Below are 25,569 nucleotides of genomic sequence, written 5' to 3'. Positions count from 1 at the left end.
CGACTCTCGCCGCTCAGCGGTCGACGATCTTTTTGCTGCGGTTAGATCGACGCGACTACCAGCATCAACAGCACGTACCCGATCGCGATCAGCGTTAGCCAGCGGATACCCGTGTGGTTCCAGACGAATCGCAGCGGCGTGTCGTCGACGATCCGTTCGCGCACGGTCCGTGGCTCCCGGCGGACGGCGACCTGTGGCGAGGCGAAGATGCTCGAGCGGACAGGGGCGTCCAGCCGCCACGCCGAGAGTTCGTGGATCCCGAACCGGTGGTTTCCGGTCAGCGACTCCTGGTCGCACGCCGGGACGTTCTCGAGGGCGAACCCGGCACAGGGTTTACAGAGGGTGAGGTGGTCGGGGACGGAACCGTCGGCCGGCGGGACGTCCGTCCAGGCGACGAGTTCCTCGGGGTCGAACTCGTGTCCACAGCGACTACAGTCGCCGTCGCCTGGCTCGCGCATCCGTGCGACCGGATCGGGCGCGTCCGGTTCGGGGAACAGCGGCGCGTCGTCGCGAACGTCGTCGAACGAACTGTTCGACTGGTGGATGACGCCGTGACAGGGCCGACACAGCGTCAGCAGGTTCTCGAGTTCGTCGGGGCCGCCCTGGGATCGCGGGACGACGTGGTGGGCCTGGAGCGTCCGGTCGTCGGCACCACAGCGAGTACAGGCATAGCCGTCGCGACGTAGGGTTTGCTGGCGAAGGTCCTCCCATCCCTCGCCGTAGCCTCGAGCGTCGGACTGGTCGTCGGTGTCCGTCTCACTGCGATTCCCCATCTGTTCGGGGTGCTACGGTGGCGGGTATCAAAGATTCGTCGGCGGCTGGACTCGATTCCACCGTAGGGCGGTGTCACTGACACCCCTGTGTGTGCTCGATCAGCCGTTTTGACCGCCGAAACCGCGGAGAAATCGGTCCCGTCGCCCGCTACATTTCGGAGCGTCCATCGACGAGAGTCGCATGCTCGAGGTCCGCTATCGGCCTTCGACGGAACTGACTTTGACGCCAGACAGAGTCGTTCGAACGCCACAGACGGAAGCCCGAGCAGACAACGTCTCGCTCGGGGACTCTCTCGAGGTGTACGAGCGGATCGACGAGTACCGATCGGGGTTCGGCTCGGGGTGTCGAACGCGAGGCTGGACTCTCCGGCCAACCGACAGACGGGTGTAACGTTCGTCGTGGGCGCAAGCTATATTTACGCCCGCAAAGGTGCCTGCATCATGGCCAGAAAATCGTATCAGGCACAACTCACGGAACTCCGTGAGGACATTCTCTATATGAGTGAGGTTGTCATGGAGCGGCTTCGAATGGGACTCGACGCACTCGAGCAGAAAGACGTCGACCTCGCCCGGCAGGTGATGGATGGCGACAGCGAAATCAATCAGATGTATCTCGAGCTCGAACAGGAGTGTATCGACCTGCTCGCGCTCCAGCAGCCTGTTGCCAGCGATCTTCGGTTTATCGCGGCGTCGTTCAAGATTATCACCGACCTGGAACGGATCGGCGACCTCGCGGTCAACCTCGGGGAGTACACTATAAACGCCGAACAGGATCTCTTCCCGGACGTCGACGTCCAGTCGATGGGCGAGATGACCCTCGAGATGGTCGAGGACGCCATGGTCGCGTACGACACCGAAGATACCGACCGCTGCCGTGAGATTGCAACCCGAGACGACGAACTCGACGCGGTCGCGGAGCGGGCCAGCGAGACCGTCGTCCGGGACCTGATCGAGCGCGAACTCGAGTCACCCGATGAGGCCGAGCCGCTTCTGCAGGACGTCTCCAGATTGCTGTTGACGGTTCGTGACCTCGAACGCGTCGGCGATCACGCGGTCAACATCGCTGCGCGGACGCTGTACATGGTCGAAAACGACGACGAACTGATCTACTGACGGTCTATACCTGTTCTTGCTCGAGCGGGCGAAGTACCACTCGCCCCGTCGTATCGACTTCGACGCGACGGTTCGCGTAGGTGAACGTGACCGTTCCCTCGGACCGGTCGGGCCCGCCCGACGAGTCGAACAGTGCGTCCAGTGCGCCAGGATCGACGACCTCGTACAGCGGTCCGTACTCGCCGGCGATCGCTATCGGGGCGTCGTCGGTCTGGGCTGCGATTGCAGCGACAACCGCCTCGCTGGGTGGTCGTTCCGTCGCTGTCTGATAGACGAACTGGTCGTCGCCCACCGTCGCCATCGGCTGTTCAGTACTCATTAACGCAAGAAGGCCGACCAGCACTGAAAGCAGCGTCGTTGGCAGGTCAATCATTCAAAACGGGGGAGGTCTTTCCCGAGTGTCTGTGCCAGGAGGTTCGCCTGTCCGCGCCGGAGTCGTGCCGACAGCGCCTGATCGGAGATGCCAAGCTCTGCCGAAATATCGGACAGCGACGTGTCTCGCGGCACTGCGAAGTAGCCTGCTTCGAACGCGGCCAGCAACGCTTCGCGCTGCGATTCGGTGATTCCGTACCGGTCGGTCGCTCGCTCTTTCTCCTGGTAGATTCGCTTTACTCGAAAGCCGACGTTACGCTCGAGACAGCTGTCACGATAGGCATACAGCGCCTCGCGACTCGGCGCTCGAGCCCGGACGAGTGTCGAGTCGGTGACGACGCCCTCCAGTATCACGATGTCGTGTTCGGCGGCGAGGGGATACGTGAGTTTGTTCGCGGCTCTGTCGGTCAGGGTGACGCTGTAGAGTCGGCGATCGACCGTCTCCTCGAGCAACGAGAGTTCGATCACGTTCTGGTCGTCCCTCACGGTAGCCTGGAACGATTCGGACTCTTCCCCGATCGCCCAGAAGAGCAGTTTCAGTGCTCCGGATTCCGTACTGTACCCCTCTTCGAGGTGGATACGGTTGTCCGTCGCTTCCGCTGGCCGGAGTACTGGCGTCCGGAGTTCGTACTCGACGATCAGTGCCACGTCGATAGGCAGGGTCCGAACGTCGATGACTGTTCGGAGCCGTCGGACGCCATGTCTTTCGTTTTAGACGATACGTAGGCCGTTCGACCCTCACCGGGTTGGAACGCCGAGCAGTAACTGGGCCGTATCGATCACGTTTCGCGTCTCGAGCAACAGTTCTGCCGCCTCGCGAACCGTAAACGCCGCCTCCATCTCGACGCCGTGACACAGTGCGTAACACTCGAGCCAGTCGTTCATCGCTCCCTCGAGGGCCTCGAGTTCGGCCGCCGAGTACGGAACCATCCGCCCGCCGGTTCGACCCTCGACGTAGAGCCAGATGGCGCTGCCAGCGCCGTCCCGGAGGTAGTCGGCTGGCTCGTCGACCCGCGAGTCCGACTCGCGCTCGTCCTCGAGTCGCTGCCGGTCGCGTTCGGCCTGGCGCTGTAACGCGGCGATCCGGGGTCCGTATCGGCTCATTACCCCTCTCGGTACTCGACGCCTTTGCCGCCGCGTGGGTGTTCCCATTCGGTGTCGGCGACGATCGCACAGGTGCCACACTCGACGCACGGCTGCGTGTCGAGACTGACGACTGTCTCTTCGGTGCCGTTTCGTTTGACCTCCTCCGAGCGGTAGCAGCCGCCGCCGAAGTCCTCCGCGCTGACCGGGCAGGCGTAGACTGCCGTTCCGCTCGATTCGAAGGACTCGTCCTGGAGTTCGATGTGGGGATTACCGACGTCGGTGTCGTAGGTGAGGTCGCCGATCCGTTCCTCGAGGCTCGGCGGCTCGATATCGGTCTCCCACTGGATGGTGCGGCCGTGTTCCTCGCCGATGATCGACGGAATCGTCACGTAGCCCGTTTTCGTGTCGGGCAACATCGCCAGCATGAACGGTGAGTTGAACGCCCGCTGCAGGAGCCGATCCGCGATCGGATTCCCGAGCGCCAGCGAGCCGACTGGCGACTCGAGGACGCGTTCGACGGCGTTCGTGACGACGTCGCGTTCGCCGACCGTCCGCGCGAGTTCGTACCGCCGGGGACGGAGTTTATCCATCGTACCCGACTCCTCGAGCATCCTGGCGTATCGCCGGCCCGCGGCTTCGGGGTCAGCGTTGCCCCGGGTGACTGCGAAGGCGTCGGCCGCGAGCGCGCCGGCGGTGACGGCGTGGTTCATCCCCTTGATGATCGGGCCCTGGGCCTGCATCTGGCCGGCCGCGTCGCCAACGAGGACGAGTCGGTCCTGGTACGGTTCTGGATGGGCCACCTTCTTCGAGTCGGGGACGAGTTTCGCTGCGTACTCGCGTTCCTCGTACTCGTCGCCGAGCCAGCGGGCCATCATCGGGTGTGTCAGCAAGGCGTCGAGTAACTGGTGTGGTTCGGCCTGCTGTTCGACGAGGCTGTCGAGGTGGAAGACGGTCCCGATCGAAAGCGAGTCCTCGTTGGTGTAGAGGAAGCCGCCGCCGCGGACGTCCTCGAAGAGGTCGCCGGAGAAGAGGTGGGCGACGCCCTCGTCCTCCCCGATATCGAACCGGTCGTCGATGACGTCGGGATCCATATCGACGACGGCCTTGACGCCCTGGAACCACTCCTCGGGCTCCTCCCAGTCCATCAGGCCCGCGTCGCGGGCGAGTTCGGAGTTGACTCCGTCTGCGGCGACGACGATATCCGCCTCGATCGGATCGAGTTCGTCGCAGGTGACGCCGACGATCTCGCCGTCTTCCCGAAGTAGTCCGTTCACACGGACGTTCGTCAGGACGCCGCCCCCCGTCTCGCTCGTCTTCTCGTGAACGCGTGTCTCGAGCCACGAGTCCATCTGCCGGCGGAGTACGGCGTCACACCAGTCGGTGTCGTGCTCGTGGAGATCGGTGAGGTCGTAGGTCTTGACGCGATTGCCCGCGACGTTGTGGATTCGGTAGTCCGTGACCGGCCGTTCGGCGGCCGCCTCGCGGAAGCCGTCGAAGAGGTCGTCGATCGTGTACGGCGCGGAGTTCTCGGCGTAGATGAGGCCGCCGGAGACGTTCTTCGACCCCGCTGCCGTACCCCGTTCGAGGACGAGCGTCTCGATGTTGTGCTCGGCGAGCCGTGCAGCGGCCGCGGCCCCGCCGGGACCACAGCCCACGACGACCGCCTCGTAGTGTTCGCGGTCGCTCGAGTCGGCGCTCATTGTGACTCACCCCCGCTCTCGTCGCCACCGCTGCCGTCGGCGATCGCCTCGAGTTTCGTCTCGCCGGCTTCGATCGCCTCGATCAGTTGCGGAACGACCTCGAACAGATCACCTTCGACGAAGTAGTCCGAGAAGTCCCGGATACGGGCGTCCGGATCGGTATTGATCGAAACGATGGTGTCGGACTCGTCCATCCCGACCTTGTGCTGGACCGCGCCGGAGACGCCTGCCGCGATGTAGAGTTCGGGTGCGACGACCTGGCCGGTTTCACCGATCTGGCGTTCCTCCTTCGAGTACTCCTCGACGTGGCCCTCGAACTGGTAGGAGGAAGTGACGATACCCCGTGTGATGCCGAGTTCGGCATCCTCGAAGGCATCGACGAGGTCGAGGCCGAGTTCCATCCCCTCCGTGGGGTCGTCCGCGATGCCGCGACCGAGACAGACGATCACCTCGTGGCCCGTAAGGTCGATCCCGGCCTCGAGCTGGTCGTACTCGGTGATCTCGACGCGGAACCACTCTTCCTCGAGGTCCATCTCGTGTTCGACGACCAGTCCATCGCGGTCGTGGTCCGGTTCGATCGGGTCGAAGCTGCCTGGGATGACCGAGGCACCCTGCGGGTGGAAATCGCGTCCTGGATTGTCGAGACAGAGGATCGTCGAGTACTCGAACCCGGAGAAGTCGGGCCGTTTCATGTGAAGGACTTTCTCGAAGGTCTTCTTGACGCCGGGTTCGCCGGTCTTGACGGGATTCGAGACCTCGTTCTCCTCGATGAACAGGTCAGAACAGTCCGACGCGAGCCCGGAGTCGAGTTCGGCCTGTACCTTCGCCGAGAGGTCCCGTCCGTTGTTCGTCGCCGGGAAGAGGATGTAGCGTGGCTCGTCGTAATTGCGCCAGTCCGTACTCTCGACTGATCCCTCGCCGCGAGCCATATGAGTCGAGATTTCGGTGTAGGGCTTGTGCAGGAATCGCTCGAGTCGCTCGTCGTCGTGGTAGACCGCGACGTCTGCGCCGTAGGCGATACACTCCTCGGCGAGGCCCTCGCAGTCGTCGCCGATCAGGAAGGCGACGACGTTCTCCTCGTCCCCATAGTCCTCGGCGAACTGGTCCATCAGTCGCCGGGCCTTCCCCAGCATCTCCTTCGAGACGTCGACGAGTTCGCCCTGCTGGGTCTCACAAAACACCCACATGTCGGCGTACTCGCCGCCCTCGAGCGCACGGACGTGTCTCTTGTCGCGGGTCGGGTGAGAGAGTTCGTCGTCCTCTTCTTCTTCGTCTTCCTCCTCGTCCACCTCTTCGACCTCCTCACCCTCCGCTTGCTCGCCGACCGTCTCTTTCGTCTCCTCGTACTCGCCTTCGGTCTCGGTGTCACCCTCGAGTTTCTCGCTGTCGCCCTCGACTGCGCCGATCGCTTCCAGCCGTCGGTGGATCGCTTCACGAGCGGTCTTGCGGTCCCGTCCCGCCTGCTCTGCCTCCATGACCGACTGGAGGGTATCCGCGTCGTCGATCGATTCGAGCTCTTCCTCGAGTTCGTCTACGGTATGTTCGTCCGGATCGATAGTCATGGTCAATCACCTGCCTCCGCGCCAGCGCCGGCGGCAAACGGTTGCATCTCCTCGAGTACGTCGCTCATGTCGTCTTCGTCGGGATCGATCATCGTCGCGTCCCGTTCGGACGGTGCCTTCGGGATCGGATCGACCGACGAGACGATCGTCGGCGAGCCGTCGAGTCCGATGTAGTCGGGGTCGAGATTCAGGTCGACTTGACTCCACGTGGTCAGGTGTTCCTCGTGTTCGGCCGCCCGCTCCTGGGTCTCCGCCCGAAGCTGTTTGTGGGTCAGTCGATGTGAGGCCTTCCGATACGTCGGTTCGAACTCGGGGTCGGTGACGACGAAACAGGGAAGCGGCGCCTCGACCGTCTCGATTTCGTCGACGTCACCCTCGACGAGCCGTTTTGCCCGCAGAACCCGCTCGTCGGGATCGATATCGAGCGCGATCACGTGCGTGACGATCGGCCAGTCCATCGCCCAGGCAGTCTGGGGGCCGGTCTGACCCGTCTCCCCGTCGGCCGATTTGAACCCCGCGAAAACGAGGTCGATCTCCCCGACCTCCTCCTGATACTTCTCGAGGCCCGCACTCAGCGTGATCGACGTCGCCCACGTGTCCGAGGCGGCCAGTTCCCGATCCGAGAGCAGATAGCTGTCGTCGGTGTAGACCGACTCCATCGCCTCCTGCAGGACGTCCGCGTACCCCGGCGGCCCCATGCTCATCCCACTGACGTGACCGCCGTGGCGGACCCTGGTCTGCAGGGCCGCCTCGACCGCGAACGCGTCGTTCGGGTTCATCACCGTCGGCGTCTTGCCCCGCTCGAGGTGACCGTCTTCGTCGAACGACACTGCCCCCTCCGAGAAATCGGGGACGCCCTTGGTCAGTACGATCGATCGCATGGATACCTCCGTCCAACAAGTATGTTCTCAAATACCATGCCTGTCTCTCCCTATCGGAAGTATGGGTATTAAGGATGGGGGTGAAAATCGCCATTAGAAACAGTGCGCTCAGGCGACGGTAGGAGTTTTCTAGCAGCTCTTTACCGAGTCAACCGCCGATTACGATCGGCCACAAAGACTATTTCTCGCGTGTTACTCGAGTTCGCGCTCGGTCGTTCCCATCGTGACCTCGCCGCTTGCCCTGATCGTCCCGTCAACCTCCGCGCCGGGGGCCAGGTCCAGGTTCGTACAGGAGACGTCACCGAGTACGCGTGCGTCACCCTCGATGACCACGTCACCGTCCCGAGTCGTCAGGTCGCCGTGTATCCGAGTTTCCTCGCCGATACGGATATCACCGCGAGCACGCAGGCTCCCGAAGACGTTGCACTCGTCGCCGACCTCGAGGGTCTCGGCGCGAACGTTGCCGTGGAGTCGACAGTCCGAACCGATCGTTGCAGGCGTGGAGGTTCGCCAGGCGTCGTCCGAGAGCGTCGAATTGGGTGGAATGACGAGCGGATCGGTCGAGGGCTGGTCCAGTTCCTCCTCGTCGACGAGTTCCGAGATGAGTCGCTGTGCAGTGTCTTCCTCGCCGACCAGAAGCAGGTGTTTGAGGTAGACGAAAAGCAAGACGATCGTCGGCATCGGGTTCCGGATGACGATCCAGCCGTTGGCCTCGAACCCCTCCTCGATGTCGACGTCGTCACCGATGTCCAGGTCGCCGGCGACCTTTAGCTGTCCGCCGATGTGGACCCGTTCGCCGATGTAGGCGTCCTCGGCGACGAGAACGTTCTGGGCGACGTCACACCACATGTCGAGCCGACAGTCTCCCTCGGCCTCGATTTCGCCGCCGACCTCGACGCTCTCGCCCGCGAGGACGTTCCGGCCGCGGATCCCGAAGTCGATCGTCGCACGGCTCCCGACGAGGACGTCACCGTCGGTTTCGACGGCGACTTCCTTGACTTCAGTCCCGTCCGGGACGACGAGTTCGTCGAGCGGATCCCTGCTGAAGGACACACTTCCATCCAATGCGTTCCTTCGTTAATAAACCTCGCGCGTCGTCTGACGGACGGCGGACGGATATCATCGCGCGAGTCCGGCCCGTTTTTACTATCTCGGCTCATACGGATGGGCATGACTACACTTGCGTTCGACGACGAGGGTGTCGACGTCGTCTACGAAGGTACCGAGTTCCGACTCGAGCGAGAACTCATCGAAGAGGCAACGGAGAAGACCTACTACGACGTCACCGACCACGAGGTGCTGAAGATCGTCGCCGAACAGCCGAACCTGCAGGGCGAACCGCGACGCGTCGGCGACATTATCGACTGACAGACACCGCGAACGATATGCTGTGACCGCTACCGGTCGTCTTTTCTCCCGCGGTCGGTCGTCATCGTCCGATCGCCCTCCGGCGGTGCGTCCGCGTTATCCTGGTGGCGGTCACTGCCGGCTTCTCCCTCGACCTGCGACTGGTCTCGAGTCGCACCTCCGCGTTTCGCTCCGTTCTCGTTCCCATCGGCCATTCGTACGTCGTCTTCGGTTCGGTCGGCTCCGTCACCCTCGAGACGCACAGTTTCGCCGCCGATCACGTCCACGGAGCCGGGTTCGACCGGGAACACCTCGTCGGGATCGCTCTCCCAGCCGAGTGCCGCCTTGATTGAGTCGATGGCTCCGGGATCCGGTTCGACCATCGCGATGCCGTCGTCGACGGACGCGACGACGCCGAGCGCCGCTCCGTTCGAGTCCTCGACCGTCTTGCCGATGTCTTCCTCGGTGAACATAGTACCCATGTCTCGGACACGTGGCCGCCGGACGAAACGCTCGTTGCCTGCACCAGCAGGAAGCGCCCGGCCGTTGCCTACGACGGGACGTCGACCACTCGTGTCCCCGACTCGGGCGTCGTCTCGTCGAAGTAGCCCTCGACGCCCTCGAGGTCGAGGACGAATCCGGACCCGAACGTGCCAGCGGGCGTCTGGAATCCGCTTTCGGCCTCGCTCTCGAGGACGCGCTCGGTCGCTTCGACGGCACCGTTTACGGTCACGACGTAGGCGTCAGGTGTCTTCAGCCGGGAGACGGCCTGTCTGTCGGGTGTTTCGTCGTCTGTGCTGTCGACCGTTGCTTCGCCCCAGACGTAGGTCGATCCGAGCTTTCGCGACCACGGGGACGGCCCCTCACGGACGTAGCCTGCGAGCGTCTTTAGCGTCTCCTGGATCGGCCTCGAAGCGACTATCGGCGCGAGGTACCGGTGTGCTTTCAGTGCCGCTCTTGCAGGCTGGGGCATGAGCGCGTAGACGGTCACGTTCGGTACACCCGTCGTGTAGTGAGCCGTCGAGACGTCGCCCGTCGGCATCGTCACTGCAGGTCTGGTACCGCGACCGAAGTCGATGCGCCGCGTTCGCCACGCGGCGGGAACGTGCTCGAGCGTGCCGTCCCGGTAGACTGCACCGCCGTCTTCGGCACCCTCGATGACCGTCCGGACCGTACCGATCGACGGCGGACGCAGCGAGTCGACACCGAGTGCGAGCGCATCAGCCTCGGGGAGTCGGTCCGCGAGGTGGGCCGCGAGACAGTCCATCGCCACCACGGAGAAACCGACGGCAGGCAACAGCGTGATGTCGGCGTTTTCCGCCTCGCTATCGCGATCCGCGATCGATTCGATGACCGGAATCTCGCCAGTGATGTCGACGTAGTCCGTCCCCGTCCGCAGACAGCCCTCGACGAGCGGTTCCGCGGTATTCGAAAACGGGCCCGCACAGTTCAACACGCAGTCGACATCCGCGCCGTCGATCGCTTCGGCGACGACGTCCGGGTCGTCCAGCGCGAACCGTCGACCCGGCACCTCGAGTTCCTCGACCTGTTCGGCGACGGCTTCGGGGTCGCGGCCGGCGAGGACGACCTCGAGTCCGCGGTCGATCGCCTCCCGGACGATCAGGTCGCCGACGAAGCCGTACGAACCGTAGACGAGTACCTGGGACACGGCGAGCGTTCGGTAGCTGAGCGGTTAAACAACTCCCCGACGAACGCATGTGATCGACTACTCGTCGCTCGCTTCTGGATCGTACCGATCCGCGGCCGACGAAAACCCCAGTTCCTCCTGTTCACGACTCCGTCGCCCCTCGAGTTCCGCGATGGCTGCCGGTTCGGGCGAGGCGTCGTCCGTGATCCGTGCCCAGGAGTTGTGGACCTTCGAATGGCACCACCGACAGAGGTAGACCGTGATCTCGTGGGAGAGTTCCTCGCCGTCGCGAGCGTACGAGAGGTGGTGTTCCTCGAGCAGCGGCCGCTCGTCGTCGTGGGCCATCCGCTTCTCCTCCAGGCCACAGCGGACGCACTCGCGGTCGCGGTTGCGAGACCGAAAGTGCGGACAGTCGGCCCAGGTCTCCTCACGTTCGGGGTCGACGACCGGACACTCGTACTCCTCCTGTGCGCGTTCGCGAGCGAACTCCGGGTCGTGTCCGTACTGCTCGAGGGCGTAGCGACACTGTCCCTCTCCGGTGAGGTAGTCACAGACGCCCGCGAACTCGTAGGGGTCGTCGACGCCGACCGACGTTCCCTGGGGCGTCTTCTCCATATCGGCCCCCAGTATGGACTGGACCGTGTTGAATGCACCGACCCTACAGCAGACCGATACGTACTCTAGAATAGTAGTTGATTTTAAAGAAAAGGTTTTGGAAACTCGGTGGGAGGGGACATACATCCTGGATCATGATCGGGAAGCTTCGACGTCTCGTCCCACAGTTCGTCAGGCGCAGATACGCGCTCAAGTTCGCCATCGTACTCTCTCTGGCGACGTTCGCCCTCGGAACCGCCGGCCTCGTCGGTGCCGTCGCCGTCGACGGCATCGAACCGGCCACCGCGACGACGTACGGGCTCGTCGCTATCGGCGGTGGCGCACTCGCGACCGGACTCGTCGGGGCGCTTCTCGCTCACAACACGGCGAAATCGATAGACCGTCTCACCCACGAACTCGAGGAAAGAGACGACGACTCAGGGATCGACCTCGAGTCGGAGCGGATCGACGCAGTCGGCCGACTCTACGACGGCATCGACGCGACGTGTGACGGGTTCGAAAAGCGGATCCAGAAAACCGAGCGCCAGCGGGCGGCGTTGCAGGCCGAACGAGACGCGCTCGAGCGAAGCAACCAGCGACTGGAACGGACGGCAGCCGAGTACAGTCGGGTGATCCAGTCGGCCGCAAGCGGTGACCTGACCGCTCGTATGGAGCCACAGGGCGAGCACGAGGCGATGACGTCGATCGCCGAGGAATTCAACGGAATGGTTGCCGAAATGGAGGCGACGATCGCTCGCCTCGACGGATTCGCGACCGACGTCGTGGCCGCGAGTACGGGCGTCACCGACTCGAGCGAGGACGTCAGGACCTCGAGCCGAGAGGTCAGCGACTCGATTCAGGAGATCTCCGAGGGAGCGGAACGGCAGTACCAGGCCCTGCAACTGGTCGACTCCCGGATGGACACGCTCTCGACGACGACCGAACGGATCGCCGCTTCCTCGAACGACGTCGTCGATCTCGCGGAACGGACGACGCGAACGACCCGTGAGGGCCGTGCGGCAGCGTGGGCGGCGATCGAGGCCTGTGACGACCTCGAGTCGGAGTATCGCTCTGCGGTCGAAGAGTTCGACGACCTTCGGACGCAGGTCGACCGGATCGACGACCTGACCGAGACGATCACGGAAATCGCCGAACAGACGAACATGCTGGCGCTGAACGCCAACATCGAGGCCTCGCGCTCCGCGGGCGGGAGCGACACAGGTGGGTTCAGCACCGTCGCAGCCGAGGTCAAGGAACTCTCCCAGGACGTCAAGGAGGCCGCCAGACAGATCAGCGCCCAGCTCGAGGCGGTCCAGTCCCAGACCGACCGGTCGGCGACGGCCGTCGACCGGACGAGCGAGGAGATCGACCGCGTCGACGAACTCGTTACCCACGTGATGGACTCGCTCGACGAGATCGCCGACTACGCCGCCGAGACCACTGACGGAGTCAAGGAGATTTCGACGGCGACCGAACAGCAGGCGGCCTCGACCCAGGGAGTGGTCGCGGTCGTCGACGAGGTCGCGACTATCTCGGAGACGACGAGCAGCGAGGCTGAAACCGTCGCCGTGGCCGCCGAACAGCAGACTTCCGCACTCGCATCTGTCCTGGATTCGGCCGACGAACTCGGTCAGCGAGCCACGGATCTCTCGGAAGCGCTCGAGCGGTTCGAGACCGACGTCGGCCCGAACGCGACGATCGATCGTGCGATGGCGTGAGCGTCCCCGGTACGGGACGGGAGTTTTTTCACCCCCCGGTACCGACTCGAGGGCGTGCGATTACGACATAAACCGGCCGGCGAGGGGTCGTCGGTGCTCGCGACGAGCGTCGATCTCGCGGAGTCGATGCTCAGTCAGGTTCGCGGGTTGATGTTCCGCCGGTCGTTCCCCGACGGATCGGCACTCGTCTTCCGGTTCGACGGTGCGACGTCGCGTGACGTCCACATGCTATTCGTCTTCTTCCCGATCGACGTCGTCTGGGTCGTCGACCGCGAGGTGACGCGGGTCGAACGCCTCCAGCCATGGCGCGGGTTCGCCCGTGCGGAAGCCGACACGATCGTCGAACTCCCGGCCGGCGCCGCAGACGACGTCGAAGAAGGAGATCGACTCTTCCTCGAGGAAACCTGACGGCTCGCAACCACGACGGCGCAAACTCCGCCTCGAGGGGCGGAGTTAAGTAGGCCTGTTACAATAGGACGTGGTACGATGGCACGAGATTCCATGCCTGACGAGGATAGAGGAAGTCGGGGCGACCCGGCTGGGCGCGAAATTCCGCGACGAACGTAGTCGCAGTTCATCATTCTTGCCTGTTACTCACTCAGCCGAACAGACGATAGCATCCGACCGTACAGTCCGCCTTCTCGATACGACGCTTCGTGACGGCGAACAAGCCCCTGGCGTCTCGCTCTCACCGAACGAGAAAGTCGAGATCGCCCGCGCACTCGAGCGTGCCGGCGTCTCGACGATCGAGGCCGGCAGCGCCTGCACCGGTGCGGGTGAACGCCAGGCCATCTCGCGGGTCACCGACCTCGACCTCGAGGCCCGCGTGACGAGTTTCTGCAGGGGGCTCACGGGCGACGTCGACCTCGCGCTCGAGTGTGACGTCGACGGCGTCCACGTCGTCGTCCCCTCGAGCGACCGCCACGTCGAGGGGAAGGTCGGCACCTCCCGCGAGGACAACCTGGCGACGACAGCCGAACTCGTCGAGTACGCCACGGATCACGACCTGTGGGTCGAAGTCATCGGCGAAGACGGCTCACGGGCCGACCTCGACTACCTCGCGGACCTGGCCGAGACTTCGCTCGACGCCGGCGCGGACCGGTTCTGTTTCGCCGACACCGTCGGCCACACGGGGCCGGAACACACCGCGAAGGCAGTCTCGCGACTCGCAGAACTCGGACCGGTCAGCGCCCACACCCACGACGACCTCGGCCTGGGCGTCGCGAACGCGCTCGCGGCCGTCGCTGCTGGCGCCGACCTGGTTCACTGTACGGTCGACGGACTCGGCGAACGCGCCGGCAACGTCGCGCTCGAGGAGGTCGCGATCGCCCTCTCGCACGTCTACGACGTCGAGACGGTCGACCTCGAGGAACTGTACGACCTCGCCCAGATCGTCTCGCGGGCGACCGGTGTTGCGTTGCCGCCGAACAAGGCCGTCATCGGCGAGAACGCCTTCACCCACGAGAGCGGGATCCACACGGACGGTACGCTCAAGGACGACAAGATGTACGAACCCTACGCGCCCGAGACGGTCGGACGCGAGCGCCGACTCGCACTCGGGAAACACACCGGCCGGGCAGGTGTCGAAGCGACCCTCGAGGAACACGGCGTCGAGGCGACCGACGACGAAGTCGCCGATATCGCCACCCGTGTGACGGAACTCGGCGACCGCGGCCGGCGGGTGACCGACGCCGATCTGCTCGCCATCGCCGAGGACGTTACCGGCGACGACCGCGAACGCGTCGTCGAACTGCTCGACGTCCAGGCGACCAGCGGCGGCCCCGTCCCGACAGCCAGCGTCCGCCTCGCAGTCGACGGCGAGGAGCGCGTCGCCAGCGGCACCGGCTCCGGTCCCGTCGACGCGGCCGTCTCCGCGATCCGCAAGGCACTGGGTTCGCGCGCCGACGCCGAACTCGAGTCCTACCACGTCGACGCCGTGACGGGCGGAACGGACGCCGTCGTCACCGTCGAGGTGACGATGGTCCGCGACGACCGCTCCGTAACGGTCGCCCGCAGCGAGGCCGACATCACGCGCGCCAGCGTCGACGCGATGGTCGACGCGCTCGATCGACTACTCGCGACCGAAGAGAACCCGCTCGCGCTGGCGGACGACTGACCTAACTGGCGTATTTTTGCGGTAACCGAGACGATCAGTGGAACGGCTGTCGACTCAACAGCCCCCAGGGATCGAAGATGTAGAGGACGGAGAGAGACAGCGCAACGACGACCACGAACAGCCGCGCACCCTCGCTCACTGTCGACGGAATCGCGGGCTCGAGCGTCAGCGCCATCACTGCAGCGACGGAAAACCAGAGCGTGCCGACGATTACCCGGTCACGAGTATCCATATCCGGTTCTTCGGCCGAACCGTTATGAAAGCCTCGAGTTATACGGACTGCTGTCAGTCGTCGAAACCCTCGACAGACGATAGGTTCTAGCGGTTGAATTCAGAGCATAAGTGCAACACGACTCTGTTTGTTTCGCTACGAAGTAGGAGAAATAGTCGTTCAGTACACCTGTATATAGGACACCCCAAAGCCTATCATTTTCCTAATATTACCTCTAGTTGTGAACCCCACACCCTTACAGCTCCCTGGAATTCCGGAAATAACAGTCATATTGTTCAATATACTCCTCCTTCTCGCAGTTGTGTTTGTAGGTGTATGGCTCTATGACAAGATCATTGGTCGGTGATTGAGGAGAGGGGAAGTTGATTTTGGTGGTAGATCATCTCCTATTGACCGATCACTAACACTTGTAGATTTCCCTCAGTCCGTCCCACATTCGTGCCATGTATCCAGCACGCGGTTCCTATCAAATATCGGCCACTTTAACGACCACTCACTTCCGGGACGATCGAGAGCTATTCCGGGGTCGTCAAATTGCTACAACGGACCGTCTCAGAGATCGAAGCCGACCGTTCCCTCGTCGAGGACGTTCTTCCGATTGTCCACCATACCAACGTCATCGTAGGCGACGGGCCCCTCGACCTGCTCGGCGTGTGGCCCCGGCTCGTTGCCGATATACATCACGTTCGGATTCGTGTTGTACTCCTCGAGGAGCCTGAACCGCGAGTCGCCGGTGCCGTACTCGCTCTCGATGAGCGTGCGTGCCTCCTCGAGTTCCTCCTCGTCGGCGTCGTCTTCGTCCTGCAGTATCTCGATCGCTTCCTGGAGGTCTTCCTCCTCGGGATCGTGCTCGAGGGCGCGTGCGAGCGCGGTATCCTCGAGGTACTGCTGGGGATCGCTCTCGGGGTCGTTCATGTCGCCGAACTGGATCGCACCGGGTGGACAGGCGTCCTCACAGGCCGTCGTTCCGACCATGTCCTCGCCCATCTGTCCGTCCTGACGGGCTGGATCGAAGATGCACTTCTCCATGACGCCACGCGGTCCGGCACCGCTGACCCACCGGTCGCGCTGGTCGTAAATCATGTCGTCGTCCATCTCCTGTGCTTCCTCCGGGGGGTCCTCCCACTGGAAGTAGTTGACGCCGTACGGACAGGCAACCTGACAGTACCGGCAGCCGATACAGACGTCGTAATCCGTCAACACCAGCCCACCTTCGTCGCGGGTGTGACGGGCCGTCGTCGGACACACCTTCTCACACGGGGCGTCCGTACAGTGCTGACAGGGCCGGATGAGGTAGTTGAACTCGCGGAAGTCGTCGAACTCGTCGGTGTCCGGGGACTCGACGATCCCGTCGTCGTAGGCGAGGATGTACATCCAGTTTGCCCCCTCGTTCCAGTTGTGCTCCGCGTTACAGGCGACGACACAGGAAAGACAGCCGTCGCAGGTCTCGAGGTCGAGAGTCATTCCCCACTGGACGCCATCGCCGTCTTCCGCGTCTTCCTGTTCGTCCTGCGCAGCGGCCGGGTCGGTCCCGTCCGGTCCCTGACTCGCACCGAACGCACCGAGGCCGACGACACCGGCCCCCGCGCCCATCTTCTTCATCACATCGCGCCGCGACTCGCTGCCGACGCCGAGCGTCGAGAGCGCCTCGGAGACCGCACCCTCCCCGTCTTCCGCTCGCGCCGCCTCGATCTCCGCAGCCATCGGCCGTTCGTCCTCGCCGAACTCCTCGATCACGTCCTCGTGGTACCGATCGTAGAACTCCTCCTCGCCGATCTCGCCTTTCGTCAGCCGCAAGGCGTCTCTGGCCATTTCCATCCCGAGTTCCGCGTCGTACTCGGTCTCCTCGAGCATTCGCTCGAAGTCCTCCTCTGCGGCCTCCCCGAGAGGGTGGAACGGATCGTCACGGTCCGGACGATCGTCACTCATCGGGCGGCGTCACCTCGAGAAGGCGGCGCTGGACCGTACGAAAGGGCGGTAGCGTTGCTATCGATCACACTGCGTGGGGACCACACACATATCGATAAAAAACAGCCCTGCGCATGACGGCGAGGTATACGCCGTCTGCGATTCCGAGGGAGAGACTGGACGACTCGCGTCGCTACGCCCGCTCGTCAGTATTGGTCACCGTAGAAGCGCCGAGAGGGAGATTTGAACAACGCCCGAGAACCTGCGCCTGCGGCGCAGAACCTCGGTCTAATTCAAATCTCCTCTGTATCGTTTTCAGCAGCACGGACGACTCGCTATGCTCGTCGTTTTGTGCTGGTGAAAAGCGCCGAGAGGGAGATTTGAACAACGCCCAGACGTGCTCGCTATGCTGCGCGCGCCTGGTCTCGTTCAAACTCCCTGTTCACGCTTTCCGCTCACGGATGCCGAGCACACGCTACGCGGTGCTCGGCGGTGTTGTTCGCTGAAAAGCGCCGAGAGGGAGATTTGAACCACAGTCGGACGGTCTCGCTCACTTCGTTCGCGAGCCTGCGACCTCCCTGATTCAAATCTCCCGTAGTCGTTCGTGGCGACCGGATGACTCGCGTTGCTACGCGCCGCTCGTCGTTGTTGGTCGCCACAGAAGCGCCGAGAGGGAGATTTGAACTCCCGAGTCCGTGAGGACAGCAGATTTCGAATCTGCCGCCTTGGCCGGGCTAGGCTATCTCGGCTCATCTCTATCTACCCGCGAGACGTTTTTACCGGTTTCGATTTTTCTCGAGGGATGTGACGGGGTCTCGTCCCCAAGCGTAAACGGTTTGACTCGAGCCCCCGACGCCGTCTTCATGGACGTTACCAAGGCAAGCGACGAGTGCGAGGCCGTCCTCGAGACCGTCGGCGATGCGGTCATCTGCGACCGATCCTTTCTCGAGGAGATCCTCGTCGGCGTGGTCGGCCGCGGCCACGTCCTCTTAGAGGACGTGCCCGGCACGGGCAAGACGCTGACCGCCCGCAGCGTCGCCGACGCGCTCGGCCTGTCCTTTTCCCGCATCCAGTTTACGCCCGACCTCCTTCCGGCCGACGTGACCGGCACGCACGTCTTCAACGAACGCGAGCGGACCTTCGAGTTCAACGAGGGACCGATCTTCGCGAACATCGTGCTGGCCGACGAGATCAACCGCGCACCCCCCAAAACGCAGGCCGCCCTGCTCGAGGCGATGGAAGAAGGGCAGGTGACGGTCGACGGCGAGACCCGCCAGCTTCCGGATCCGTTTTTCGTCATCGCAACCCAGAACCCCGTCGAACAGGAAGGGACTTTTCCGCTGCCCGAAGCACAGGTCGATCGCTTCCTCGTCAAGACCTCGATGGGGTACCCCGACGAGGACGGCGAGGTCGAACTCCTGCGGCGACGCGCCGGCCGCGAGACGACCAGCCCCACGGTCGAGTCGGTTCTCGAACCCGACCAGGTCGACCACCTCCGGTCGGTCCCCGAGACGATTCGCGTCGACGAGGACCTGCTCGAGTACGTCGCCGCAATCGCTCGCGAGACCCGCACTGACGGCCGCGTCGAGGTCGGCGTCTCCCCGCGTGGTACCCAGCGGCTGTTCGAGGCTGCGCGAGCCTACGCGACGATCGTCGGCCGCGAATACGTTACGCCCGACGACATCAAACGCGTCTCGGGTCCGGTGCTCGCCCACCGACTCGTTCTGACGCCGGACGCAACCGTCAACCGCGTCGACAAAGCCCAGATCGTCGACTCGATCCTCGAGTCGGTGCCGGTGCCGACGCTCGAGTAGGGCACCGAACGTGTCTACAACTGCGGGAGTAACGGTTAGACGTAGCCCTCGATATCGACGGATGCGGTTTCTGGCACACCGGTTTTCGTATCGGTAATTCTGGTTAGGAAGGTGTGGGTAGCCAGATCGTCGCCACCACTGGATGGCGCATTGATACTGATTTCGACGTGGATGCTGTCGTCTACCCGTTCGATCCCCTCCAATTCTAGGTCGGGTGCCGATTGCATTCCGTTCTGGACGACGAGGAGGTACGAGACGTCGAAATCAGTCTCGTCGACGAGCGACGTGAGAGACTCGCGTGTCGTTCGTACTGCTTCGTCGGCAGCATCGGCGTCTGCAAAGACGTGGTGGCGTTCTTCTCTCCAATCGGCTCTGCCTTCCCACTGCTCTTCTAATACGAACGTGGGGAAGTCGGTCGTGTAGTGGGTATCGACGTCCATTCCGTCGGGGAGCGTCGGTGAACGGGACCGATGCCACTCCCGTGCCAGATACCCGCCGGAGACGCCAACACCGACACCCGAAAGAGCGAGTAATCGGCGGCGGTTCATATCGTGTACTTAGTGCTGGAGAACTTATACTCCTTTGGAGGGCTCGAAATTCACATCTGTGGCAGGGCCTGGGTCCCCGACCAAATCTATACTCGACAGAATTCTGGTTCAACTGTTAGGAACCATCTCGGCGTACTCGAGCACTGCAGCTGCGATCGCATTGTGTGCCTCCTCGACCTCCGCCCACTCGATCGTCTCGTTCGGATAGTGCGCCTCGGAGATGCTTCCCGGCCCGAACAGCACCGTCGGAATACCTGCCTCGATGTAGTGTCGTGAGTCGGCGCCGTAGGTCACACCCTCGGGCTCCGCAGGCGAAACCCCAGCGTCGTCCATTCCGGCCCGTATCGCCTCGACGATCGGCTCGTCGGCGTCGATCTCGCAGGGCTCGAACTGGACGGAAAAGCGTTCGAACTGCGGCGGATTCTCGCGGAGCCACGGATCGTCGGCGACGACTTCCGCGAGCCGTTGCTCGAACTGCTCTTGGACCTCCCGAACCGTCTCGCCGGGGAGGACGCCGATCCGGAACTCCGCCGTTAGCGACGCCGGAACCGTCGACGCCCACGATCCAGCCTCGACTTTCCCGCAGACGACGGGAGCCGAAACCGGGAACGCCTCGTAGAGCGGATGCGTCGTCGCCTGGGTGCGCTCGGACTCGAGATCCACGAAGGCCTGCCGAATCCGCTCGAATCGCGGGAGCACGTCCTCGCCGTGCCACCGCGTCGCGGCGTGGGCGCTTTTCCCAGACAACTCGAGGCGAGCCATCAGACTCCCCTCGCAGGCGACGACGGGACGGAGTTCGGTCGGCTCCGCGACGATCGCTGCATCGCGGTCGAACGGGTAGGGATTCTCGAGTGCTGCCGTCGCCGCGCCGAAGCCGCCGTCTTCCTCGCCGGCGACGGCCTCGACGACGATCCGGAGGTTGGCGTCCATCTCGCCGGACTCGATCGCTTCGCGAACCTCGAGTGCCGCGCCGACGCAAGCCGCGAGCCCGGACTTCATATCCGCTGCGCCGCGGGCGGTGAGCGTCTCGGGGTCGTCGTCACCACCTCGCCGAACCGGGTCGAACGGATCGCTCGACCACACTCCTCGCTCGGCGGGAACTACGTCGAAGTGTCCGTTCAGGACGACTGTCGGGTACTCGTCGTCGCCACCGGGATCGGCCTCACCGAGTGCGAGTACGCCGGCGACGCTCCGTCGCCCTTCGACTTCGGCCTCGAGGACGGCCGGATCGTCTGGGAAAGACGGATGGTTCGCGAGCAGATCGGGATCGGCGTCCCACGCGTAGGTCTCGAAGCCGAGTTCCTCGAAGCGATCCTGGAGCCAGTCCGCAGCAGCGGCCTCCTCGCCAGCAGTCGTCCGAAATCGACAGAGACGATCGGTAAACTCCCTGAGATCGAAGTCCATACCTACGGCGAGACGAGGCGGTACATTAACGGTTTACAATGGGACCGGCGGGAGAGCGTCTATCCCGTATTCTTCATCCCGGCGGCGATCCCCTTCACAGTCAGCCGCAGCGTTCGCTCCTCGACGTCGGTCCGGTGAGTCTGATCCAGCAGGTACACCTGCAGCATGTTCAGCGGATCGACGTAGGGGTTGCGTCGCTCGAGGTTCTCGCCAAGCCAGTCGCGGGTGTGTAGCTGGTCGCGCTGACCGATCGTCTGTATCAGTTCGGCGGCACGCTCGTACTCCTCGCTGACGCGCGGGAAGAACGTCGCGCGGAGTTCCGTGTCGGCCAAGTCCGCGTACTTCTCGGCGATCTCGAGTTCGGTCCGGGACAGCGACAAGGCGGCGTTGTCCAGCGTCGTCTGGAAGAACGGCCACTCGGCGTACATCTCCTGAAGGGTCTCGATCGACCCGCCGTCGTTCAAATACGAATCGATCCCGGCCGCAACCGCGTACCAGCCCGGCAGGATACACCGGGACTGGGTCCAGGAGAACACCCACGGGATCGCCCGCAGGTCCTCGACCGTCCGCTCGCCGGATCGGGAGGCCGGCCGCGAACCGAGGTTGAGGTCTTCGATGACCGTGATCGGCGTCGCCTGTTCGAAATACTGGACGAAGCCGTCGCTCTCGAGCAGGTCGCGGTACTCCCGGCGGGCAGCGTCGGCCATCGTCTCCATGGCGTCGACCCACTCCTCGGGGACGTCCTCTTCGGGCTGTTCGAGGGCTCGCTTGCGCGCTCGAAGCTGTGCGTTGAGCATCTGTTCGATGTTGCGCTCGGCGATACGGGGGTTGGCGTATTTCTCGGCGATGGCCTCACCCTGTTCGGTGAACTTGACCTGGCCCGTGACGGTACTGTTGGGCAGTGCCAGCAGCGCCTCGTTCATCGGTCCGCCACCGCGGGAGATGGACCCGCCGCGGCCGTGGAACAGCCGCATCGTCACGTCGTGGTCGTCGCAGATCTCGCCGAGTCGACGCTGGTTCTTGTACAGCGACCAGTTCGCAGCCAGGAAACCGTTCTCCTTGTTCGAGTCGGAGTACCCCAGCATGATCTCCTGGGTTCGATCGCGCGCCTCGAGCGCCTGGCTGTAGGCCTCATTCTCGAACAGCGTGCCCATGATCCGTCGAGCGCCGGAGAGGGCGTACTCTGTCTCGAGCAGCGGTACGACGTCGATGCCGCAGTGTTCGGGGAGGGAGACGACGCCGGACTGGTCGGCGAGGAAGAGCACCTCGAGGACGTGACTCGGCTCTTCGGTCATCGAGATGCAGTAGGTGTCGATGGCCTCGACGCCGTACTCTGCCTGCCAGTCGCCGAGTTCGGCGAACAGCCGGAGGACGCGTGCGGACTCGTCGGAGAGACCGTCGGTCTCGGTAAGGTCGATCACGGGTTCGTCCTGGAGGATCGCGTCGGTGAGCAACTCGACGCGTTCGTCCTCCGAGAGCGAGTGATAGTCGATCCCCTCGCCCTCGAGCGCCTCGGCGATGGCGTCGGTGTGTTTCTCCTGGTGTTCGCGCAGATCCAGGCTGGCAAGCGAGAAGCCGAAGGTCGCGACCTGACGCCGGATCGGGTCGACGTGGGACTCGACGACGCTTTCGGCCCCGTTGTTCTGCAGGCTCTCGGCGATGAGTTCGAGATCCTCGAGGAGTTCGTCGACGTCGTCGTAGCCGCCCGGTCGAACGTCGCCGACCCGGTCGAGCCGTTCGCGCATGAGTTTGAGCTTCTGGCGGTACGGTTCGTCCGGGTACCGCTGTTCGGCGGTGCGGGCGCTACCGGGAAGCCGATCGAGGTCGCGCTCGAGCGAGGCCTGGAATTCGGAGCCGGCCTCGACCCGGCTCCCGTCCTGGCTCAACACGCCGGAGAGACGTTTGAGTTGCTCGCGGTACCGCTCGAGGATGACCGACCGCTGTCGTTCCAGAGTATTGGCCGTTACCTCGGGCGTGACGTAGGGGTTGCCGTCGCGGTCGCTGCCGGCCCACGATCGGAACTCGAAGAGCTTGGGAATCTCGAGGTCCCCGTCGAGTTCCTCGTCGATCGCGTCGGCGAGTTCGTCGTATACTTCGCCGACGACGTCGAACAGCGTGTTCTCGAGGTACCACTGGACGTTCCGGGCCTCGTCCTCGGGTTCGGGCTGGCGGTTGCGGACCTGGGGCGTCTGCCAGAGGCTCGTCACCTCGGCGTCGATATCCCGCCAGAGCTGGTCTTTCTCCTTGTCGGTCAGGAGCCGTTCGTCGAGCGTCTCGAGGGACGTCGAGATCGTCCGCAGCTTCGACTTGACGGTCTTGCGGCGGGCCTCCGTGGGATGGGCAGTGAACGTCGGCTCGATCAGGACGTCCTCGAGTATCTGCCGGACAGTCTCGGTGTCTTTCTCGCCGAGTTCCTCGGCCGCCGTCTCGAGGCTGTCCTCGAGGGTTCCCTCCTGAGAGCCGGTTCGGATCGATCGAACTCGCTCGCGTTCCTCCGCGAGGTTGATCAGTTCGAAGTAGGTCGTGAACGCACGTGAGACGATCCGTTGCTGGTGTGGCGAGAGGCTCTCGAGTTCCGAGACGAGTGGTTCTCGGGACTCGAGGTCGTCGGACCGGTAGTCGATCGCGCTACGACGACAGGATTCGACGGTTTCGAACGCACTCCGGGAAGTCTGGTCCTCCAGGACCTCACCGAGCAACGCGCCGAGTTCGCGGACGTCCTGTCGGACGCCCCTGTTATGTAGTTGCATATCACTCTACTGGTTGCGGAGATGTAAAAAATCCTTGGTGGAGTTTACAATTGCCACCATTCTCCTGTATTCGTACGATCAGAGTAGCTGATATATGTGTGCTCTATTACGTCATATCTGGTGATTTGTAGTCGACGTCCTAGTTCATCTTTTTCATTGAAAATGTTTCTTCGGTTTGTAGTTTCAGTATTTCAACGGAGTGTTCTGATCGGAGAGGTGCGAAAGCTTCGAGACCGAGCCACTCCGACTGCAGTTCGAGACGCTCGACTGGCACCCCTGGTCCGTCACCAGACGAACGGAAGCAGTCGATACGGTGTTCGAGACGCGTACTCCTCGTACGAGTCCCCCAGCGTGGCACGGAGAGCACGTTCCTCGACGCAGATCCGGTACCGGTATCCGAGCACCCCCGCGACGACGGTCGCCCCGAAACTCAGCCAGTGGCCCACCGCAACCCCGATTCCGACGAGCGTGACGAGCCCACCTGTGTAGGACGGATGTCGGACCCACTGGTACGGACCCGACGTGACGACCGTATCCGTCTCGTCGACCGACACCTCGAGGGAGAAGTCGTCCTCGAGCGTCCGGACGGCGTACTGGCGAACGGAGACGCCGAGCAACAGTAGTCCGATACCCAGCCAGAAGGCAGCGGCTGGATACGGCATTTCAGCCGCTGGAACCCATACCGGAAGAAGCGCAGCACTCAGGACGCCGCCACAGACCGCCGCACCGATGGCGTGTTTCGACCCGCGGTCCTGCTTGCTACCGGACTGGTTGCCGTACCGAAAACCGATGCTCAGATCGGAGACGACCCATACGGCGACAGCTGCCAGGAAGACGTACAGATTCGGCGGCTGCGAATAGATTGGTGACGTCACACCCGGAACGTTATCCCTCAATGACAAAATGGTTGGGTTCCGTCGGTTTTCGAACGTCTCGCCGTCACGAGACCGAACGCTAGCAGCCACTGGAAGGTACTGTCCCGATCGGACGACACGAGCGAAGTTCGAAGCGGGCAAGAATCGTGGACAGTGCGATCGGGTGTAACTCGTTTTAGTTGTTACTAGAGAAACCCCGATCGCGTTCCGTGTCGTACTCCTCGAGTCGATCGACGAGTTCCGTGGTTCGAAGCGCGTCCAGTTCCGTCCAGTAGATAGTGTCCTCGTACTCGACGAGCCACGTTCCTTCTCTGCCGGAGACGTAAATCGGCTCCTCTGTCAGTAGTTGCTCGCCGACCGCGACGAACGCGTCGTCGTCGATGCCGACGACTGCTCGGCCGTCCGTGACCGCCTCCTCGATGAGGTCGCGCTGCTCGTCGCTCGACGGCTCCAGGGTGACCAGTCGGTTGGCCCGCAGTTTGGCACCGTACGCCGCTGTCGAGGTGGCTCGTTTCTCGAGTTCGTACGTGAAGGTGTGGACCGTCGTCTCCGTTTCCCTGGCCTCGATGGAGACGAGGTGGTCGTCGACGACGAGGAGATCGTACTCGGATTCGGGGACCAGCGTGGAAGCCTCGATCGCGTCCTCGTCGACGTACTCCAGGCGAACGCCGATCCGCGGTTCGTCGTTGGCCTGGGCGAGTTCTTCCCGAAAGCCGGCGAGTTTCGATCTGTCGGTGGCTGGCAGGTCCTCGTATGCGATTCGAGCGCGGTCGGCGTCTTCGTCGACGGGTTCCGCGGCGACGACGTAGTCAGTACGCGTCCGTTCGCCAGTCACCTCCCACGAGACACCGTAGACGCCCTCTTTCCATCGGACGGAACGGTCCGGATCGAATGGCGGGCGTTTCCCTTCGACTTCGACGCTGTCGCTCTTCAGTGTATCGTCGAGCAACGTTGCTATCTCCGGATTTCTGTTCGCGTCGACCGTCTCGGTCGCTTCCACACCGATCGCAGTATCGGTCTCGACTGCCCGCATAGTGAGTGCGCCGCCGGGCGTAGCACAGCCCGCGAGTACGCCGAGAGGACTCGCGGCCAGGAGGGTGAGAACACGTCGTCTGGAGGGCATATTTC

At 63.4% G+C, this 25,569-nt stretch carries 24 protein-coding genes and 1 tRNA gene; 6 read left to right on the top strand and 19 right to left on the bottom strand.

Annotated features, from left to right (window positions below):
• Positions 1-41: 41 nt before the first annotated feature.
• Complete coding sequence (locus BLR35_RS06090; RefSeq protein ID WP_090378842.1) at positions 42-773, bottom strand: HNH endonuclease; 732 nt, start codon at positions 771-773, stop codon at positions 42-44.
• A 441-nt stretch (positions 774-1,214) separates the two neighbouring features.
• Between BLR35_RS06090 and phoU the strand changes: the two genes are divergently transcribed.
• The gene (phoU, locus tag BLR35_RS06080; RefSeq protein WP_090378835.1) at positions 1,215-1,886 is read left to right on the top strand and encodes a phosphate signaling complex protein PhoU; all 672 of its coding nucleotides are present in this window, start codon (positions 1,215-1,217) and stop codon (positions 1,884-1,886) included.
• Positions 1,887-1,890: 4 nt separating this feature from the next.
• Here phoU and BLR35_RS06075 read toward each other — a convergent pair whose 3' ends face one another.
• From BLR35_RS06075 to BLR35_RS06045, 7 genes are all read right to left on the bottom strand, one after another.
• Positions 1,891-2,205: a HalOD1 output domain-containing protein gene (locus BLR35_RS06075; protein ID WP_090378832.1), complete on the bottom strand. Its 315-nt coding sequence runs from the start codon at positions 2,203-2,205 to the stop codon at positions 1,891-1,893.
• A 50-nt stretch (positions 2,206-2,255) separates the two neighbouring features.
• Positions 2,256-2,906 carry a helix-turn-helix domain-containing protein gene (locus BLR35_RS06070; RefSeq protein ID WP_090378830.1) on the bottom strand — a complete coding sequence of 217 codons (651 nt, stop codon included), beginning with the start codon at positions 2,904-2,906 and terminating at the stop codon, positions 2,256-2,258.
• A 90-nt stretch (positions 2,907-2,996) separates the two neighbouring features.
• A complete protein-coding gene (locus BLR35_RS06065; protein ID WP_090378828.1) occupies positions 2,997-3,362 on the bottom strand; it encodes a DUF8055 family protein in 366 nt (121 codons plus the stop codon).
• Positions 3,362-5,044 carry an FAD-dependent monooxygenase gene (locus tag BLR35_RS06060; protein ID WP_090378825.1) on the bottom strand — a complete coding sequence of 561 codons (1,683 nt, stop codon included), beginning with the start codon at positions 5,042-5,044 and terminating at the stop codon, positions 3,362-3,364. Before BLR35_RS06060 ends, BLR35_RS06065 begins: the two co-directional genes overlap by 1 nt.
• Positions 5,041-6,606 (bottom strand): electron transfer flavoprotein subunit alpha/FixB family protein, encoded by a 1,566-nt coding sequence (locus BLR35_RS06055; RefSeq protein ID WP_090378822.1) that lies wholly within the window; start codon positions 6,604-6,606, stop codon positions 5,041-5,043. The genes BLR35_RS06060 and BLR35_RS06055 overlap by 4 nt, the downstream gene beginning before the upstream one ends.
• Positions 6,607-6,608: 2 nt before the next feature.
• Positions 6,609-7,487: an electron transfer flavoprotein subunit beta/FixA family protein gene (locus BLR35_RS06050; protein ID WP_090378819.1), complete on the bottom strand. Its 879-nt coding sequence runs from the start codon at positions 7,485-7,487 to the stop codon at positions 6,609-6,611.
• A 192-nt stretch (positions 7,488-7,679) separates the two neighbouring features.
• Entirely contained in the window at positions 7,680-8,540 is an 861-nt protein-coding gene (locus BLR35_RS06045) for a polymer-forming cytoskeletal protein (protein ID WP_090378816.1), read from the bottom strand.
• 117 nt (positions 8,541-8,657) lie between these two features.
• Between BLR35_RS06045 and BLR35_RS06040 the strand changes: the two genes are divergently transcribed.
• Positions 8,658-8,855 carry a DUF5800 family protein gene (locus BLR35_RS06040; protein ID WP_090379738.1) on the top strand — a complete coding sequence of 66 codons (198 nt, stop codon included), beginning with the start codon at positions 8,658-8,660 and terminating at the stop codon, positions 8,853-8,855.
• Positions 8,856-8,884: 29 nt separating this feature from the next.
• On the opposite strand, the gene BLR35_RS06035 is transcribed toward BLR35_RS06040, so the two are convergent.
• The 3 genes from BLR35_RS06035 to BLR35_RS06025 form a co-directional block, all read right to left on the bottom strand.
• Positions 8,885-9,316 carry a hypothetical protein gene (locus tag BLR35_RS06035; protein ID WP_139169245.1) on the bottom strand — a complete coding sequence of 144 codons (432 nt, stop codon included), beginning with the start codon at positions 9,314-9,316 and terminating at the stop codon, positions 8,885-8,887.
• A 68-nt stretch (positions 9,317-9,384) separates the two neighbouring features.
• Positions 9,385-10,503 carry a saccharopine dehydrogenase family protein gene (locus tag BLR35_RS06030; protein ID WP_090378810.1) on the bottom strand — a complete coding sequence of 373 codons (1,119 nt, stop codon included), beginning with the start codon at positions 10,501-10,503 and terminating at the stop codon, positions 9,385-9,387.
• Positions 10,504-10,560: 57 nt separating this feature from the next.
• Positions 10,561-11,097, bottom strand: coding sequence for a DUF7097 family protein (locus BLR35_RS06025; RefSeq protein WP_090378807.1), 537 nt, complete (start codon positions 11,095-11,097; stop codon positions 10,561-10,563).
• A 134-nt stretch (positions 11,098-11,231) separates the two neighbouring features.
• On the opposite strand from BLR35_RS06025, the gene BLR35_RS06020 reads away from it, so the two are divergent.
• The 3 genes from BLR35_RS06020 to BLR35_RS06010 all read left to right on the top strand — a co-directional run bounded on the left by BLR35_RS06020 (position 11,232) and on the right by BLR35_RS06010 (position 14,910).
• Positions 11,232-12,794 carry a methyl-accepting chemotaxis protein gene (locus BLR35_RS06020; RefSeq protein WP_090378804.1) on the top strand — a complete coding sequence of 521 codons (1,563 nt, stop codon included), beginning with the start codon at positions 11,232-11,234 and terminating at the stop codon, positions 12,792-12,794.
• A 54-nt stretch (positions 12,795-12,848) separates the two neighbouring features.
• Complete coding sequence (locus BLR35_RS06015; RefSeq protein ID WP_090378802.1) at positions 12,849-13,202, top strand: DUF192 domain-containing protein; 354 nt, start codon at positions 12,849-12,851, stop codon at positions 13,200-13,202.
• A 175-nt stretch (positions 13,203-13,377) separates the two neighbouring features.
• On the top strand, positions 13,378-14,910 hold the full coding sequence (locus BLR35_RS06010; RefSeq protein WP_090378799.1) for a 2-isopropylmalate synthase: 1,533 nt from the start codon (positions 13,378-13,380) through the stop codon (positions 14,908-14,910).
• A gap of 34 nt (positions 14,911-14,944) precedes the next feature.
• Here BLR35_RS06010 and BLR35_RS06005 read toward each other — a convergent pair whose 3' ends face one another.
• From BLR35_RS06005 to BLR35_RS05995, 3 genes are all read right to left on the bottom strand, one after another.
• On the bottom strand, positions 14,945-15,142 hold the full coding sequence (locus BLR35_RS06005) for a hypothetical protein (RefSeq protein ID WP_090378796.1): 198 nt from the start codon (positions 15,140-15,142) through the stop codon (positions 14,945-14,947).
• 552 nt (positions 15,143-15,694) lie between these two features.
• Positions 15,695-17,071, bottom strand: coding sequence for a 4Fe-4S ferredoxin N-terminal domain-containing protein (locus tag BLR35_RS06000; protein WP_090378793.1), 1,377 nt, complete (start codon positions 17,069-17,071; stop codon positions 15,695-15,697).
• A 643-nt stretch (positions 17,072-17,714) separates the two neighbouring features.
• Positions 17,715-17,799: transfer RNA gene (locus tag BLR35_RS05995), tRNA-Ser, on the bottom strand.
• 114 nt (positions 17,800-17,913) lie between these two features.
• Between BLR35_RS05995 and BLR35_RS05990 the strand changes: the two genes are divergently transcribed.
• On the top strand, positions 17,914-18,864 hold the full coding sequence (locus BLR35_RS05990) for an AAA family ATPase (RefSeq protein ID WP_090378790.1): 951 nt from the start codon (positions 17,914-17,916) through the stop codon (positions 18,862-18,864).
• Between the two features lie 35 nt (positions 18,865-18,899).
• Here BLR35_RS05990 and BLR35_RS05985 read toward each other — a convergent pair whose 3' ends face one another.
• The 5 genes from BLR35_RS05985 to BLR35_RS05965 form a co-directional block, all read right to left on the bottom strand.
• A complete protein-coding gene (locus BLR35_RS05985) occupies positions 18,900-19,412 on the bottom strand; it encodes a hypothetical protein (RefSeq protein WP_090378787.1) in 513 nt (170 codons plus the stop codon).
• Positions 19,413-19,520: 108 nt separating this feature from the next.
• Complete coding sequence (locus BLR35_RS05980; protein ID WP_090378784.1) at positions 19,521-20,816, bottom strand: M20/M25/M40 family metallo-hydrolase; 1,296 nt, start codon at positions 20,814-20,816, stop codon at positions 19,521-19,523.
• Positions 20,817-20,875: 59 nt separating this feature from the next.
• The gene (gene ppc, locus BLR35_RS05975) at positions 20,876-23,566 is read right to left on the bottom strand and encodes a phosphoenolpyruvate carboxylase (protein WP_090378781.1); all 2,691 of its coding nucleotides are present in this window, start codon (positions 23,564-23,566) and stop codon (positions 20,876-20,878) included.
• Positions 23,567-23,850: 284 nt separating this feature from the next.
• The gene (locus BLR35_RS05970; protein ID WP_090378779.1) at positions 23,851-24,441 is read right to left on the bottom strand and encodes a methyltransferase family protein; all 591 of its coding nucleotides are present in this window, start codon (positions 24,439-24,441) and stop codon (positions 23,851-23,853) included.
• 175 nt (positions 24,442-24,616) lie between these two features.
• Positions 24,617-25,564: a hypothetical protein gene (locus tag BLR35_RS05965; protein ID WP_090378776.1), complete on the bottom strand. Its 948-nt coding sequence runs from the start codon at positions 25,562-25,564 to the stop codon at positions 24,617-24,619.
• Between the last annotated feature and the right edge of the window lie 5 nt (positions 25,565-25,569).

The sequence above is a fragment of the Natronobacterium texcoconense genome, from assembly GCF_900104065.1.
GTDB lineage: Archaea > Halobacteriota > Halobacteria > Halobacteriales > Natrialbaceae > Natronobacterium > Natronobacterium texcoconense.
Note: the sequence above shows the minus strand (reverse complement) of the source record. Positions and strands in the feature narration are given on the sequence as shown.

What these genes read in the sequence shown, in the direction of transcription:
- BLR35_RS06090 (WP_090378842.1), bottom strand. Translation starts at nt 773, where the DNA reads ATGGGGAATCGCAGTGAGACGGACACCGACGACCAGTCCGACGCTCGA.
- phoU (WP_090378835.1), top strand. Translation starts at nt 1,215, where the DNA reads ATGGCCAGAAAATCGTATCAGGCACAACTCACGGAACTCCGTGAGGAC.
- BLR35_RS06075 (WP_090378832.1), bottom strand. Translation starts at nt 2,205, where the DNA reads ATGAGTACTGAACAGCCGATGGCGACGGTGGGCGACGACCAGTTCGTC.
- BLR35_RS06065 (WP_090378828.1), bottom strand. Translation starts at nt 3,362, where the DNA reads ATGAGCCGATACGGACCCCGGATCGCCGCGTTACAGCGCCAGGCCGAA.
- BLR35_RS06060 (WP_090378825.1), bottom strand. Translation starts at nt 5,044, where the DNA reads ATGAGCGCCGACTCGAGCGACCGCGAACACTACGAGGCGGTCGTCGTG.
- BLR35_RS06055 (WP_090378822.1), bottom strand. Translation starts at nt 6,606, where the DNA reads ATGACTATCGATCCGGACGAACATACCGTAGACGAACTCGAGGAAGAG.
- BLR35_RS06050 (WP_090378819.1), bottom strand. Translation starts at nt 7,487, where the DNA reads ATGCGATCGATCGTACTGACCAAGGGCGTCCCCGATTTCTCGGAGGGG.
- BLR35_RS06040 (WP_090379738.1), top strand. Translation starts at nt 8,658, where the DNA reads ATGACTACACTTGCGTTCGACGACGAGGGTGTCGACGTCGTCTACGAA.
- BLR35_RS06035 (WP_139169245.1), bottom strand. Translation starts at nt 9,316, where the DNA reads ATGGGTACTATGTTCACCGAGGAAGACATCGGCAAGACGGTCGAGGAC.
- BLR35_RS06025 (WP_090378807.1), bottom strand. Translation starts at nt 11,097, where the DNA reads ATGGAGAAGACGCCCCAGGGAACGTCGGTCGGCGTCGACGACCCCTAC.
- BLR35_RS06020 (WP_090378804.1), top strand. Translation starts at nt 11,232, where the DNA reads ATGATCGGGAAGCTTCGACGTCTCGTCCCACAGTTCGTCAGGCGCAGA.
- BLR35_RS06005 (WP_090378796.1), bottom strand. Translation starts at nt 15,142, where the DNA reads ATGGATACTCGTGACCGGGTAATCGTCGGCACGCTCTGGTTTTCCGTC.
- BLR35_RS06000 (WP_090378793.1), bottom strand. Translation starts at nt 17,071, where the DNA reads ATGAGTGACGATCGTCCGGACCGTGACGATCCGTTCCACCCTCTCGGG.
- BLR35_RS05990 (WP_090378790.1), top strand. Translation starts at nt 17,914, where the DNA reads ATGGACGTTACCAAGGCAAGCGACGAGTGCGAGGCCGTCCTCGAGACC.
- BLR35_RS05985 (WP_090378787.1), bottom strand. Translation starts at nt 19,412, where the DNA reads ATGAACCGCCGCCGATTACTCGCTCTTTCGGGTGTCGGTGTTGGCGTC.
- BLR35_RS05980 (WP_090378784.1), bottom strand. Translation starts at nt 20,816, where the DNA reads ATGGACTTCGATCTCAGGGAGTTTACCGATCGTCTCTGTCGATTTCGG.
- ppc (WP_090378781.1), bottom strand. Translation starts at nt 23,566, where the DNA reads ATGCAACTACATAACAGGGGCGTCCGACAGGACGTCCGCGAACTCGGC.
- BLR35_RS05965 (WP_090378776.1), bottom strand. Translation starts at nt 25,564, where the DNA reads ATGCCCTCCAGACGACGTGTTCTCACCCTCCTGGCCGCGAGTCCTCTC.